The sequence below is a fragment of the Paenibacillus sp. FSL H7-0714 genome (assembly GCF_038003765.1).
Lineage (GTDB): Bacteria > Bacillota > Bacilli > Paenibacillales > Paenibacillaceae > Paenibacillus_AQ.
This window is the reverse complement of the sequence record NZ_JBBOPT010000001.1, coordinates 1,074,987-1,089,655: the sequence shown is the minus strand read 5'-3', so window position 1 is coordinate 1,089,655 and position 14,669 is coordinate 1,074,987. Positions and strand designations below refer to the sequence as shown.

Sequence of the window (14,669 nt, the reverse complement as noted above, 5' to 3'; positions counted from 1 at the left end):
GTAGCTGTACTGCCTCCACAGGTGCTAAATAAACATACCTGTTATCGGACAATCGTCTTCTGACCTAATGAGGACTATAGCTTAGTAGCTCTGCAATAACGCAGAGCCACTAAGGATCGACCTTTAATTTTCATCAATCAGGAGACATCCGGAAGATAAAGTGCACTTGCTGGAACTGTCTCTTTAGCTTGACTAGCACTTTCCCACATCAAGCGGACTCTCGCATCGCCTTCATTTTCGTAATACTCCACCTTGATATCATATAGCTGGCCAGCCTTCAGCGTTATATTACCCTTACGCTCAGTACCACTTTGCTTAGTCCAACTATCAATCACGGATTGCCCATTCACCCACACACGGATGCCATCATCTGAGGTAGTGTAAAATGTATATTGCTCATCATATAATGGCTTAATTTTACCGCTCCAACGTATGGAGAAACGATCAATCCCGAGGGCGGCTTCCGGCGATCCTTGCCGCCAATTGAAATCGATAATTGCATCAGTTCTAGTAAGAGCTGCTGTTCCCGATAGCTGTATGTTGTTGTAATATTCTCCTGCAAGCCCCTTCGCAAGAGGAATGGCTGCCTCACCCTCTTCTTCGGGAGGTGCCGGCGCTGGTGCAGCGCTAGGTGTCGGTGCCAGACCAGTATTTAATTTATCTCTGGTCAGGGTATAGTTGCTATTCATAAATGTTTTAATTGTATCTGCACTGTTATTCTCGTAAAGCATTTTTCCCCAGCTCATCATATACGTCCATTTACTTTGTGATTGCTGAAGCTTCTCCAGATTAGGCATTTCACCATTCTCCCCGATCGCAATCGGTTTGCCTGCGGCTAGACTCAACAAGCTGTCATAGTATTTTTGCTGGTAATCATTTTCGTATATATCTGCTGCCAGAATATCTACTTTATCAGCACCTGGATAAGTTAGCGCATAAGGATCTGACCAAACATTGGGAGCATTCGGACTCCATACCCATAACAAATTATTTAATTTATGAACGTTAACAAAACGGTCATACATAATATTCCAAAGTTTAGAAAAGTTATTTTTCTTCCCCCACCAGAACCAGTTCCCGTTCATTTCATGATAGGGTCTCCAAAGCACCGGAACATTGGCATCGCGCAAGCTTTTTAGGGGGACTGCCACCTTATCAATTTCAGCGATCAGATTGTTATATTGCTTGGTACCCGGTGTAACGTAACTATCGAACTCATTCTGACTAAGTGTTTTTTTTACATTATCCCAGTCATAAGAGGTGCCCGGCAGGTTAGCATGAAAAGTCATAGCTACGATCCCGCCCGCTTTATTCCAGTTGATGGCGCTGTTCACCACATTTTGACGCTGCCAGGCCATCGTTCCTTCTGACTGACCGCTGATCGCGCCCAGTTCATAACCGTGAAGAGCGGCATATTGTCCGCTGGTTCCCTTCAGCATATTGTTAATTTCATCTGGACTTTCTAAATAGTCATGTTGACCAGCAATAATACCTTTTCCTGAGATCGAGTAAAAATAGTTAAGCAGCTTTACGGCTTCAGGTGAGGCTCCTGGGGTAACTGGCGTTCCAGAATTTGAAGCAGCTATGACAACAGACGGCGAAATTCCAACAGTAAGCGGAAGTGCAGTCAGAAACAAGACGAGTGACAGAAATGCGCCAAATAATCGATACGTACGGTAAGCTTTCAAAATAATCTCCCTTTCGGTAGCCAGGCTGCCACTCTTTCGAAGGCCCTATAGCTTTGCGTCCCTACCTTTCGATAGGTTTGCCTTTTCAATTTAAGAGAAATAATCTCTCTTACCGTAAGTATCGACGACAATTAATGATATATTTAGTGTTTTTATGACTTTTTTTGATAATTGAGTCAATTTACCTGTTTCAAGAAATTTTGGATTGGTTAAATAGATAGGTTAGACCTATGAAATGAATTGTTGTAGTTCTATATCATTCCAGTCTAAAGTAATACGAATGTTATCTTCTTCTACTAATTCAGAACCCGTCTGTACCTCTATAAACTCGACATCCGTCAAAGCAAGGATCGCGTGCTTCGTTCCTTCCGGTATACGTACCACGTCCCCAGCCTTCACATTATGTTTTTTCTCATTCAGCACAATACTTGCTTCGCCGCTGACGATTGTCCAAATTTCACTACGCTTGCGATGTAATTGATAGCTGATATTATTCCCCTCGGATATAAAAATCCGTTTGGTCAGCACTTCATTGCCTTCATCATATTTCACATAATCAATAACTTTGTAATGGCCCCAGCGGCGTTCCTCGTACATCGGTCTTTGTTCAAAGGTCTTCAGCACTTCTTTAATCCGTGGGCTCTCAGCTTTATGGGTAACTAGAATCCCATCCGGGCTAGCCGCAATGATCAGATCCTTCGCACCAATTACCGTAATCGGAATATCCAGCTCATTAATCAAGCAAGTCCCCTCAGAATCCGCCGTTACAAAACCTTTTCCTACATGCTTGCTGCTCATTTCCTCTGTCAGCGTATTCCACGTTCCAAGATCCTTCCAGAATCCATCATACGGCTGTACTACAATATGTTCTTCTTTCTCTACCACTTCATAATCAAAGCTGATGGAAGACAATAGCTTATACTGCTTCTGCAATTCTTCATATCCTAAAGGCAACCCTTTACGCTGCAAAATATCTAACAAGTACCCTAAGCGGAAGGCAAACACTCCACAATTCCACAATGCATTTTGCTCGATGAGCTGTTCTGCTTGTATACGGTCTGGTTTCTCTTGAAAGTGACTCACCTTCATAAAACCATTTCCCCCCGCCTCTTCGGTGGTAGGAATAATATATCCGTATTTCTCTGAGGCATGTTCAGGAACAACACCCATTAGTGCCAAATTTGCTCCACTTTCCAGCATGGTCCCCTCAAGCATAGCTATGGTATCGAAAAAGGATGCTTCTACATAAGGGTCAACAGGCAATATTGCTACCGTCTCCGCTGGAGAAACACCTGCCACTGAATAAAGATAGGTAGCTGTTAAGGCGATAGCCGGAAAAGTATCCCGACGCTCCGGTTCAACGATAATCGGCACATGACTTCCCAGTTGGCTTTGTATCATTTCTACTTGGCCGCGGCCGGTAGCCAGATAAGATGATTCTGCCATCCCCGCTTCCTCCAGCTGTCTCCAGACACGTTGTACCATGGATTCTGGTTCACCTTGAGGGCTTTCAAGTACCTTTAGAAATTGCTTTGAACGTGAGTCGTTGGACAACGGCCATAACCGTTTACCTGAACCGCCTGATAGAAGTACCATTTTCATAGAATGAACCCTCCTTAATATATGGAAATGAGCATAATTGAATTGTTATCAAAACGTATAGCTTCCGCTTAGCCTTAGTTCGAGCGGATGCATTTTTAAAAAAATTTATTAGGTATGAACCACTCCAAGGGATTTTGGACTTCCGATCGCTGTTATCCTCAGATTTCCTGATTTGAACCGCCGCCAGCGGTAGAAATCCGAGGATAGCATATGCTTTCGAAGCTAGCTTTCCTACGGAAATCTTTCGGGCGAACACTCCGTTTCTACAGTTCCAAATTCCCTTTCCGTTCTTTACCTAACCAACTTCCTCTAAATGCTTGAACCGTACTGCACCGGGCTGTACCAGCCGGAAGGCAGCACGTTTTTCTAAAGATTTGCTTCTGCTCCTATGGAGGCAGCAGCCAACGCAAGTACTACTACAACAACAAGGTTATCTGCTACTGCGATAAACAATCAGAGTACTCTAACTTTATAAATTGCTTAAAACTTATGATAAGGGAACGGAGTGACGGAGGGGAATTTTGGAACTGTAGGAGCGATAGCGTCCGCCTAAAAGCTTTCCGTAGGAAAGCTCACTTCGTAAGCATAAGCTTTTCCGGATTTCATCCGCTATTAAGCGATATAAATCAAGAAATCTGGAAACAAGAGCGGCTGGAAGTCCAAACATTCACCGCAGTTGCGACTGACACTTAACACAAAAATCTCAAGTTCAATATATATAGATTAAACCGCTCCAGCCACACTAGCAGAATAACCGCTCAATCCACCCATCTGCGGGCGGCCGACAGAATGATAAACGAGGCCGGTACCCTCGATTTGCTCCTTGGAATACACGTTGCGTCCATCGATCAGCACCCCATTACGCATGCTTTTCGCCAGCTGATGCAGATCAATCTCCTTGAGTAGGCTCCAATCGGTCAAGAGGCATACGGCATCGCTGCCCTCAGCCGCTTCCTCAGGCAGATTGCACCAGCGAAGCTGCGGATGATCGTATTGCAGCCTGAAATTTGTAGCTGCAATTGGATCATATAGTTTGACTGTTGCCCCCTCAGCCACCAGTGCCTCAACAATCTCTCTGGCTGGAGCTTCGCGGACATCATCAGTATTAGGCTTAAAGGCAAGCCCCCATATCCCAATCGTCGCACCGCGCAGGCTGCCAAGTGATTCATGCAGCTTGGAGATGATCATAAACCGTTGTCCCTTGTTCACTTCGACTACAGATTTCAATAATTTAAATTCGTAATCGACGTTGCCCGCAATTTGAATGAGCGCATTAGTGTCTTTCGGGAAACAGGAGCCTCCATAACCGATGCCAGCCTGCAGGAAGGATGACCCGATTCTTTGGTCCATACCCATTCCTTGTGCTACCTCGGTTACATCAGCTCCCACTTTTTCGCAAATATTGGCGATCTCGTTAATAAAGGAAATCTTCGTGGCCAAAAATGCATTTGAAGCATATTTGATCATTTCAGCACTGCGTATATCTGTTACAAATACATTTTCAGTGAAACCCTTATGAAGCTCGCGCATGGTTGGTTCCAGCTCTGGATTATCAAGACCAATGACAATTCTGTCGGGATGGAGGGTATCGCGAATCGCTGACCCTTCACGTAAAAACTCGGGAGCAGACACGATATCAAAAGAATGATGGGTAAACTTAGAGAGCATTTTGGAGATTTTCTCATTTGTCCCTACGGGAACTGTAGATTTAGTCATTATAATTTTGTGCCCGTCCATCGCTTTAGCGATTTCAGCAGCTGCACCCTCAATGTAGGTTAAGTCAGCTTCACCATTAGGCAGCGATGGCGTACCTACAGCAAGAATGATAATATCTGAATGCCGCACCGAATCCTGAAGATCTGCAGAAAAAGATAACCGTTCCTCACGAAGATTCAGTTCAATCAGTTCCTCGATTCCCGGCTCATAGATGGGCGATTCCATCTGTTTCAGCTTCTTAATCTTTTCCTCGTCCTTATCCACACAGATGACATGATGTCCGCCCAGTGCAAAGCACACGCCAGATACAAGACCCACATACCCAGTACCGATTACTGTCAGCTTCATACAATCATCCTCCTTTTAGAAAATTGACGTAGGCCTGCTCAACATACTGCTTGAACTTAACCATAAACGCCTGCTCATCGAATTTACGTGCATGCTCCATAATTTGATCGATATCCCAAGCGTAGGACTCTACCTCATAAATAGCCTTAAGCAGATCCTCCACTTCTTGATGCTGAAAGAACACACCATTTACATAAGGAATAATAGTATCCAGTGCCCCACCTGCTTGATAAGCAATTACCGGTCTTCCTGCAGCGTTCGCTTCCAGCGGTGTAATTCCAAAGTCCTCTTCTCCTGGAAAAATGAACGCTCTACACTGTGCCATCATTCCAGTCACTTGCTCATCTTCTAGCCGGCCCAGAAACGATACATTATCCTTAGCCATGCCTTCGAGACGCTTGCGATCCGGTCCATCCCCTACGATATAAAGCTTAAGACCATTACGATTGAAAGCCTCTACTGCCAGATCAATCCGCTTGTAGGAAACAAGCCGGGAGACAATTAAATAATAGTCACCAATGGTAGAAGAGCTTGTAAACCGGGCTGTATTAATCGGTGGAAATATGACATCTGCATCCCGGTGATAATAATTCTGAATCCTCGTCTTCACTACTGAAGAATTGGCTACGAACTGATTCACATTTTTGGAAGTCCGTTGGTCCCACGTTTTGAGCTGCTGCATGTATACCTTAAGCATTTTTTTGAACAGCCCGGAATTGGACTGACGTTCCATGTAGGTGTCGTAATCCCATGCGAAGCGCATAGGTGTATGGCAGTAACAAAGATGAAACGTATGTTTAGGAACCTGTATACTTTTCATAAAAGCACTGCTGGAACTCAGGACGATATCGAAACCGCGAAAGTCCAAATCACGGATGGCCATTGGATAAAGTGGCAGCACCCCTTTAAAATTGGTCTTTACCCCCGGAATCTTTTGCAGCCAGGAGGCACGGATATCCGCATCTTTGAGATTGTCAGTAAGGCGGCTTCCGTTAAAAACCGTTGTGTAGATTGGAGCCTCGGGATACATGTGATGAAAGACTTCCACCACTCTTTCCGCGCCGCCCATTTGGATTAAGTAATCATGCGCTATCGCAATTTTCATGTGAATCATCCTCAAAGTTTTATGGAGCATCATCTTCAGAATTACCGCGTCATCTCATCTGTCAGGTGCCCGCCAACAAACCTTTATAGTAGTCAACGATGTCCTTGACCGTATTCTCGATAACAAAATGCTCTTTCACTCGTTTCATCCCATTGTCCGCCATCCGCCGTCTTTCCTCTGGGTGATCCAGCATCCATTTAATGGAGTCTGCCAGTATCGCCGCGTCACCAGGCTCTATCAGTAGTCCTGTCTCACCTTGAACTACAATTTCTACCGGCCCGCCTTCATTGGAGGCGATCACCGGTAATCCCGCTGCCATTCCTTCAACGATAACTTGGCCAAAAGGCTCAGGAGTTACCGAAGTGTGAATCAGTAAATCAGCAGTATTCATAAGGCCTTGAATATCATCCACATGCCCTAGCATGCTTACATTAGTAAGCTCGTCGTTTTTTATCTTTTGCAGCAATTCCTGCTTATAAGCCTCTTCTCCAAACAGAGCGTCTCCGGCCAGCCAGAACTTCACACGAGGTTCGTTCTTAAAGCTTTTTGCGGCTTCCAGCACAATATGCTGACCCTTCCAATGCGCCAATCGACCAACTAGCAATACGTTGAAATCCTTCTGGTCCCGCATGCCGATCCCATTACCAATCGCTTTAGCGAATGCGGAGTATACGACCAGCGTTTTTTTCGATCGCGGCAGCTCCAAAGCATTCAGTGTAGAATGTGAATTCGCGATGACTCCATTGGGGAGCAGGCGTGACAGCAAACGAATGCCTTTGGCAACGATAGGCTTTAAATAAGGGGCCCCAATATGATCCCGGATGTGCCAGATCAATGGAACGCCCGCTATTTTTGCAGCGATGGCTCCGTATAATGCAGATTTCAAGGAATTGGTGTGCACGCAATCTACCTTCTCCGCTTTTAAGAGCGGCGCAAGCTTGCGGCCATAAGCCAACAGCTTGAAGGCTGCAGCAGGTGCTCCCAAGTTGACTGCATTTCTCCCACGACTTCTGATGCTCTCATCCAGTGGAATAATACGGACATCCATCCCTTTTTCACGTAGCCGTTCAGCCAGCGCACCATCCTCAGCCAGAATTACCAGTGGATCGATCTGTTCTCCAATATGGGTAAGGATGTTAAACAGGGCAACTTCTCCACCACTCCATTTAGCAGTGTGATCTATATAGGCCACTCTAAGCATTACGTGGTCACCTCCTCTCCTAAAGCTTGCAGGAACACGGATTCTACTTGATCCGTAACATGCTCCCAGGTATATCTCTCCAGTACATGCTCTCTACATTCATCCCGGCTCGGAAGCAGCTTTCGATTGCTAAGCATATGGATCATACCTTCAGCCATGTGGTCACTACTTGAACTCTTAAATAGTAATTCCGGCCGGAAGCCTTGCAATATTTCCTTATTGCCGCCAATCGGTGTAGCCATCACTGGCAATCCTGAAGATAAGGCTTCAACGGTAATCAAACCAAAGCCCTCCAATGCCTGTGAGGGAACCACGAACATATCCGCTGCCTGATAATAAGAGGCTAGCTCATGATCGGGAATGTAGCCTAGCAGTCTTACCTTATTGCTTAAGCCATAGTCGGCGATCTTTTCTTCCAGTTCTCCCCGCAACGGCCCTTTACCACCAATCAGCAGAATTGCATTCGGGAAACGCTCCGCAACTTGCTTCCAGGCTTCAAGCAGCTGTAGTAGTCCCATCCGATTGACCAACCGCCGAACAGTCAGCACGGTTGTTGCTCCCTCAGGTAAATTTAAGCTTCGGCGAATCGCCAATCGATTCGTAGCGGGAATAAAACGTTCCACATTAGCTGCTCCTGGAATCACTATAATTTTGTGTAGAGGCACTCCGTGCAGCTTATGGAGAATGTCCCGGAACGTCTCACTAAGCACGATGAACTTATCCGCTAGTTTATAGGCTCTATGTTCAATGGATTTGGCGATGGTTGTTTTGATCCGGTGCTTAATTCCTTGACCTTCGATTTTCATTTCTTCATTCCATGGGCCATGAAAAGTCATCACTACAGGAATCCCGCGTTTCTTTGCTTCCAGTGCTGGACCAATACCATAAGGAGCAAAGTGAGTGTATAAAATATCTATACGGCCACTGCCCTCTCCCATCAGATCGGCCGCCTTACGCTGGAAAGCATCCTTACGTTTCCAGATCCCATCTTTTGGATCTCCGGCATTGTGAATAATCAATTCCTCAGGGGTAGCAGGCGTTTCTTGACTGCAAATCAGCGCATGCACCCGATTACGTGAGGAGAGTTGCTCGCAAACGGATTTGAAATACGTGTTAAGCCCACCCGGCTGTAGCGACGGCCAGCTAAGGCCTGTCGTCATAATGTTCAATCCGTCACTGTACGGCATAGCTTCTCTCTCCTTTATTCTCCTTCTCGGTCTGACTCGTCTTCGCATTGTGCTGAGTCAGCTTTCCCGATCTAATTAATTCGTAATGCTTGAAGCCGACCATGAATTCATACATGACCCAGAATACGGATACACCGAAACCTGACATTCCCTTCTTGAACAACCCGTGTAAGAAATACTTTTGCAGGAAACGGGCTGGCGGTCTTAACAGCAGATGACTGACCCGAAATCGTTTGCCCTTGGCATACGCACTTTCAGCTTCCAAGTCAGTATACTTATTGAAACGTGCCACATGATCGTTAATACTGCGGTAACCATAATGCCAGAGGGTTCCTGTCAAACGTATGGTTCGCTCTTCAGAGACCTCGGGCATCTCGTGCACCAAGCTGTTTCGAATTCCATACGCTTTGCGGTTGTAAAGGCGCACTAGATATTCGCCACGATCCAGCCATCTGCCCATAAAATCACCGATCCGGTAGATAGAATAGGCAACCGATTGATCCATAAGCCCCGGTTTCAGTTCAAGAATACTTGCGGCCAACTCGTCGCTGACCACTTCGTCAGTATCAATAAGGAAGACCCAATCATGAACCGCGCGTTCTACTCCGAACTCCCTCTGTTTCGCATATCCGGGCCATGGGTTGACGTATACACGACAATTCAAGCTTTCGGAAAGCTGAACTGTCCCGTCTTTGCTGCCTCCGTCAATCACAATCACCTCGTCGGCGAATAACCTGCAGGATTGTATGGCCTTAGATATTCGAACTTCGTCATCCTGAGCGATGATGACAGCCGATATTGGATAATTGTTTTGGCCGCCTACCACGCTTTTTACTGAATCCATGAAGGTTTCCTCCTTTGTCTTTCGCATTATCCATTCATATCCATCGGTTTCTTGCGAATGTAAGAATTCATCGTCGTCTTCATCCACTGGATGTCCTCCCGGGTAATGAGCAGCCGGGGTAGTTTAACTTTTAAGGTATACTTTATATTGAGAACAATGAAGAAGAATCGCAGGATTGCTGATGACAGCATCGCTATCCCTGCTCCGAGTAAGCCAAACTTAGGGATGAGCAGGAACAACATTGGGATAACCAAGAGTAAGCCAAAACCTTGAAGCATCGAAACAATTTTCGGCTTGCCTAGCGCCATAAAGGCCTGCGCCAGAATGATCGTCCCCCCGCTAATAGTCACTTCAAGGAGCAATAAGCGAAACACGGTTAATGCCGCATTGAAGTCTTTGCCGTACATCAACGGAATTACTAAAGGGGCTAAGAGCATCAGAACTACTCCGCCAAGCATGGTGAAGGTCGTACTGATTCGAAAGGCTTTGAATGTTAACTCAACTGCCTGTTCTTTTGACAGCTCAGAAGCCTTAGGAAACAAGACGATCGTAATCGAGCTTGAGAAAAAATTAACCATCCGCGATAGACTCACAGCCACTACATACAGCCCCAAATCAGCAGGTCTTAACAAACCGGCAATTACGATCTGATCGATATAGGTAGAGAAATTGCCAAGCAAGTCATTGCCGTAGGAACCCAGCCCGTAAGTGAACAATCTTTTTAAATTCTGATAGGCCCCTCTCATCTTCACCTTATAGGTGCGAAGCAAGGAAATCGTCATTCCGATAAACAGCGGTGCTCCAGGAAGAAGATAGGCAACTGCAGTTGTAAATGGATTCATCTGATCCAGCGCGATCAATATCCCGATCATCGTCAGTGTAAGCAACGGCACTAGATAGCGAATCCAATTAAACCTCTTGTATTCACCTCTGAATTGAAAAGCTGCATTGTTAATTTGGGAGATCACTATAATCGGACACAGAATCATAGACCACTGAGCAAAGGTCACGACCTCCGGACTGAAGGATTTCAGCCAATAAGGCAAGACCACGATACCTATAATCATCGCTATGACCCCAAAAATGGTACCGAGCAGCAATGCCATACGATAAAGCACTCCGGCATCCTCTGGGTTTTTCTTAGCGTTATAGATGAGAGCTGATGGAATCCCAAAGCTCATGCTAAAGGCCAGAAACTGTGACCAGTTAATCATTGCCGTCTGTTCCCCACGTCCTGTCGGTCCAAGATAACGGGCGGTCAGTACACCCGTTAACATGTTAATCAGTAGGATCATGACACTGACAAACATTGTCTTCACGGCTGCCGAGCTGTTGTCCTTACTCTTCGCGAACAATCTAAAAGATGACCAGATTGTTCTAGCGGGGAGAGATTTTGCATTCAACTGCTGCATACGGTGTTCCCTTCCTTCTACTTTGTGTGATCTCCCTTGCGCTGAGGCCAAGACCGATCAGCATCCAGATTAAGTATCCCTTGAGTCCGGGAAACCCATTATCTGATACCAAACTGACTATCGCACCGGTCCAAGTAGCAAGAGCAAGTCGGGCGTATGGCTGCAATTGGTCCCTGCTGATTACTCTAGCGAATATCTGTTTGACAACTGCGCCTAAAGCTCCGAAGAAGAAAACAGCACCCAGAATACCAAAGGTAAGCAGTAAGGCGATAACTCCGTTATCCATAATTCCGTACTCTCCAAGCTCGCCGTCATTACCAAGCTTAGTCCCTTGGCCTACACTACCGATTCCCTGACCTACTGGATTGGCGGCGACCATCGGCAGCATGTTTTGCCATAAGCTTAGCCGTTCATTATAAGAGTGATCTTCTTGAACAGAAGAAAGTGTCTCTACCCGAGCAACCAGTCCTTCGGCACCAGGCAATTTCGGCACAACCCAGAACAACGCAGCAGCCACAAAAACTAATTGGATCAAGGTTTTCCATTTTCCCTTAGAGGGAGAGGTTCCAATGTACATGAGCAACATCACCAGAAGAATCAGCCATGCCGCGCGTACTAAAGTAGTCAGCAGGCAGATTACAACCAGCAGCACGCCGATCCAGCGCAATGTTCCCCGCCATTTTTTCTCCAGTATCATCGGAACTAAAGCAAACGCTAAGAAGGTTGCAGCCGGTCCGGGCGAATTCAGCGTAGAGAACACTCGAATTTCCAATGGATATGGATTTCCGATGGACATCATGTCCGCATGTTTCATCCAGAATACATCCCAAGGTGGCACCGTCAAATACTGAACAATCCCGTAAATGGCAACTAGGACAGCAATATTGGCAAAAGCGGTAAGCAATCGATCGATATCCTTCGGCTTGAACTTCGTGACGGCGAAGTACGGCAATAACAGCAGTGGCACAATATAACTCGCTAAGTCATAAACTGAGCCCATGCCATTCTTAGCCAAACCGATTAAAGCACCATAACCCAGCGCTACTGCGAACATTAACATGATCCGCGTGGAGGATTTTTGAATATTGTGAATCTCCTTCAGCAGCGGAATGATCAAGGTTACACCGGTTAACAAGGGTGCTAAGCTCAGCAAGGATACAGAGTGATACACTCCTTCTGACCAGTCAGCAATACGGCGCAGCTCTGGAGCTACTGCCCAGATTAGCAAGGTATAAGCAACCAGCATTTTCGGTCTAAGTATGGCTAACAAGAAAGCCGGGAATAGGATGGCTGAGAGAATGGCTCCCTGCAGACTGTTCGATGAACTCAGCATCGCACTGGAGAAGCCGATGATCAGCGGAAGAGAGACACCTACAGCAGCAGTCCCCCCTATTAATCCAACTGTCTTGATGAACCTAAGTGATGGGGGCGTAAATACACTCATTCCAAGCCTCCTTCCTTCACCTTATCCCGCTTACGCAGTTCCTTAAGTAATAAAAGTAGAAATTGTGCATCGTCCACAAGATATCTTTTCCAGAGCCGGCCCGGCTCCTGGCTAAGCCGCCAGAACCATTCGAACCCTGTTTTTTGCATGAAGCTAGGCGCTCGTTTCACTGAGCCTGATAGAAAATCAAAGGTCGCTCCCACTCCGATCGATATCGGAGCTTGATAAGAGGTATAGTGGCGATAAATCCACTTTTCTTGCTTAGGCGCTCCTACACCAACAAACACGATATCTGGCTGGCACTCTGTCAGCATTTCTATAATGCGTTCATTCTCCTCCTCATTGTGCTCGAATCCATAGGATGGAGAATAACAGCCAACCACATTTATTCCGGGATGCGCTGTTTTCAAATTCATCGCTGCCCGTTCCGCCACGCCTTCAGCTGAGCCTAAGAAGAACAGCCGGTACTTCCTTTGCTCAAAGGCGTTGCCCAATCGATTAAATAGATCCGCGCCGGATACCTTCTGCTTAAGCGGCTTGCCTAGCATTTTGGATGCCCAGATCAGTGGCATTCCGTCAGCAACAACTGCACCTGCCTTCGAATATACCGTTTGAAATTCTTTATCCTTACGAAGCTTGATCACATGATCTACATTGCAAGTGAGGATATAAGACTGATTCCTCTCCTGAATGGTTTTATCAATGTAATCAAGTAAATCCATGAAATCATAGTTATCAAAATTGACATCGAACATATTCACTTGATTCATCGTATCACTTCTTTTTGTGGGGAATCGGTTGGCTGTGAAGATCGATACAGGCAGTTCAGGTACCAACAGAACGGAATAATAAATTGGACCGTCGACAGCGTGTTATCGGAGAATGAGTAGATTAAAAACGCTGCAATAAATAACAAATAATAAGGTTTGATCGGTGAAGCCAATGCTCTGTACACCAGAATAAACACAGCCAATAAAGAGAACATCAACAGAATAGCGCCAATATATCCCCCATCGAAGTAAAAGCGGATATACTCGTTGTGCGGAACTACAAAACCCTTATACAATGTTCCATCATTTGCTACCGTCACTGCTCCCAGCCCTCTACCAGACCAAGGAGAGTCCGCAGCCTTATTTAAAAAATACTCCCATGCCTCTGACCTTCCTGATAAATCAACAGCCGTATCTGTCTGTCTCTCAAAGGAACGTTTCTCAAAATTATCGAGCTGCCAGAAGACGGCGACCATAATCAGGAAAAATGCACCCATCAACGGAATTAGCAGATAGGTTCTGCCCTTCAAATATTGGCGGAGAATATCATAAAAGTAATAGAGAACGGTAAGTCCAAGTGCCAATATTGGCCCTCTTGTTCCTGTTCCAATCAAGATAAAGAAATTTAGAACTAACATGATATAGAAAAAGCGTGCTTGCTGCGGATTCCGCTTCACCTCTATAAATGGAATCGCTACTCCCATAAAGGCCAGCATCGCTAGATGCGCAGGAATATTAGCCCCCTGAATCCGTACAGCGCCTGTATACTCGATGTTGAGAAAATTATGAACATGCGCAAGCTGCAGCAACAAACCAACCACTACACTAACAAGGGGAAGCATACAGATGATTTTGATTTGCAGCTCAGCTACATTCTTTTTCCAGTTGATTAATAAAAATACGAATGGAATGGATAGACCGATAAAAGCTTTAACTGCAATGGATGAGGTCATTTCCGGCAGCCAGATCGAAGACCCAAAGGTAATCACCAGCAGCGCTACCATTGCCCACAAGGGGTGACTCAGACGAAACCGCAAACCATTGACCAGAATACAAGGAACAAGCAGCATCACGATAACCAATTTATAAAGGGACAGTATCTCCATTCCGAACATGCTGCCATCATATAAAAAGTTAATCGATATTGCCGTCGTGATTAGAACGAAATAACTGATCAGTTCAGGCCGTGAAATTGAGATTCCCAGCAAAATAATCAGAAGCACGGCAGCTATCGCAATCATCGGCTGGTAGATGACCGCCGTTCCAAAGAACAGGGCCGACATGAGATAGAGCATCCCGTATGGCAAAACATTTAATTTGGAGCCCCACTCAAAATTTGTCATGTTAATCCC

11 protein-coding genes and 1 riboswitch are annotated in these 14,669 nt (G+C 45.7%); all 11 genes read right to left on the bottom strand.

Translation table 11 applies throughout. The annotated features are described in order from the left end of the window. Positions 1-137 precede the first annotated feature (137 nt). Complete coding sequence (locus NST34_RS04785; protein WP_341127278.1) at positions 138-1,688, bottom strand: glycosyl hydrolase; 1,551 nt, start codon at positions 1,686-1,688, stop codon at positions 138-140. A gap of 12 nt (positions 1,689-1,700) precedes the next feature. Next, positions 1,701-1,780, bottom strand: a riboswitch (cyclic di-GMP riboswitch). A gap of 136 nt (positions 1,781-1,916) precedes the next feature. Continuing rightward, a complete protein-coding gene (locus tag NST34_RS04780; RefSeq protein ID WP_036676586.1) occupies positions 1,917-3,290 on the bottom strand; it encodes a sugar phosphate nucleotidyltransferase in 1,374 nt (457 codons plus the stop codon). Between the two features lie 723 nt (positions 3,291-4,013). Continuing rightward, positions 4,014-5,354 (bottom strand): UDP-glucose dehydrogenase family protein, encoded by a 1,341-nt coding sequence (locus tag NST34_RS04775; RefSeq protein ID WP_341127277.1) that lies wholly within the window; start codon positions 5,352-5,354, stop codon positions 4,014-4,016. Between the two features lie 4 nt (positions 5,355-5,358). After that, positions 5,359-6,459, bottom strand: coding sequence for a glycosyltransferase (locus NST34_RS04770; RefSeq protein ID WP_036676592.1), 1,101 nt, complete (start codon positions 6,457-6,459; stop codon positions 5,359-5,361). Between the two features lie 61 nt (positions 6,460-6,520). After that, on the bottom strand, positions 6,521-7,660 hold the full coding sequence (locus NST34_RS04765; protein ID WP_036676593.1) for a glycosyltransferase family 4 protein: 1,140 nt from the start codon (positions 7,658-7,660) through the stop codon (positions 6,521-6,523). Further along, positions 7,660-8,847 carry a glycosyltransferase family 4 protein gene (locus tag NST34_RS04760; protein ID WP_341127276.1) on the bottom strand — a complete coding sequence of 396 codons (1,188 nt, stop codon included), beginning with the start codon at positions 8,845-8,847 and terminating at the stop codon, positions 7,660-7,662. The genes NST34_RS04765 and NST34_RS04760 overlap by 1 nt, the downstream gene beginning before the upstream one ends. Then, positions 8,834-9,691, bottom strand: coding sequence for a glycosyltransferase family 2 protein (locus tag NST34_RS04755; protein ID WP_076283899.1), 858 nt, complete (start codon positions 9,689-9,691; stop codon positions 8,834-8,836). Before NST34_RS04755 ends, NST34_RS04760 begins: the two co-directional genes overlap by 14 nt. Positions 9,692-9,717: 26 nt before the next feature. Beyond that, positions 9,718-11,103, bottom strand: coding sequence for an oligosaccharide flippase family protein (locus NST34_RS04750; RefSeq protein ID WP_341127275.1), 1,386 nt, complete (start codon positions 11,101-11,103; stop codon positions 9,718-9,720). Next, entirely contained in the window at positions 11,069-12,547 is a 1,479-nt protein-coding gene (locus NST34_RS04745) for an O-antigen ligase family protein (RefSeq protein ID WP_341127274.1), read from the bottom strand. The genes NST34_RS04750 and NST34_RS04745 overlap by 35 nt, the downstream gene beginning before the upstream one ends. Next, positions 12,544-13,317 (bottom strand): WecB/TagA/CpsF family glycosyltransferase, encoded by a 774-nt coding sequence (locus NST34_RS04740; RefSeq protein WP_042124436.1) that lies wholly within the window; start codon positions 13,315-13,317, stop codon positions 12,544-12,546. The genes NST34_RS04745 and NST34_RS04740 overlap by 4 nt, the downstream gene beginning before the upstream one ends. Then, on the bottom strand, positions 13,314-14,660 hold the full coding sequence (locus tag NST34_RS04735; RefSeq protein ID WP_149646462.1) for an O-antigen ligase family protein: 1,347 nt from the start codon (positions 14,658-14,660) through the stop codon (positions 13,314-13,316). Before NST34_RS04735 ends, NST34_RS04740 begins: the two co-directional genes overlap by 4 nt. Between the last annotated feature and the right edge of the window lie 9 nt (positions 14,661-14,669).

Coding starts and splice junctions, on each gene's coding strand:
- NST34_RS04755 (WP_076283899.1), bottom strand. CDS start 9,691: ATGGATTCAGTAAAAAGCGTGGTAGGCGGCCAAAACAATTATCCAATA.
- NST34_RS04735 (WP_149646462.1), bottom strand. CDS start 14,660: ATGACAAATTTTGAGTGGGGCTCCAAATTAAATGTTTTGCCATACGGG.
- NST34_RS04765 (WP_036676593.1), bottom strand. CDS start 7,660: ATGCTTAGAGTGGCCTATATAGATCACACTGCTAAATGGAGTGGTGGA.
- NST34_RS04775 (WP_341127277.1), bottom strand. CDS start 5,354: ATGAAGCTGACAGTAATCGGTACTGGGTATGTGGGTCTTGTATCTGGC.
- NST34_RS04760 (WP_341127276.1), bottom strand. CDS start 8,847: ATGCCGTACAGTGACGGATTGAACATTATGACGACAGGCCTTAGCTGG.
- NST34_RS04780 (WP_036676586.1), bottom strand. CDS start 3,290: ATGAAAATGGTACTTCTATCAGGCGGTTCAGGTAAACGGTTATGGCCG.
- NST34_RS04750 (WP_341127275.1), bottom strand. CDS start 11,103: ATGCAGCAGTTGAATGCAAAATCTCTCCCCGCTAGAACAATCTGGTCA.
- NST34_RS04745 (WP_341127274.1), bottom strand. CDS start 12,547: ATGAGTGTATTTACGCCCCCATCACTTAGGTTCATCAAGACAGTTGGA.
- NST34_RS04740 (WP_042124436.1), bottom strand. CDS start 13,317: ATGAATCAAGTGAATATGTTCGATGTCAATTTTGATAACTATGATTTC.
- NST34_RS04770 (WP_036676592.1), bottom strand. CDS start 6,459: ATGAAAATTGCGATAGCGCATGATTACTTAATCCAAATGGGCGGCGCG.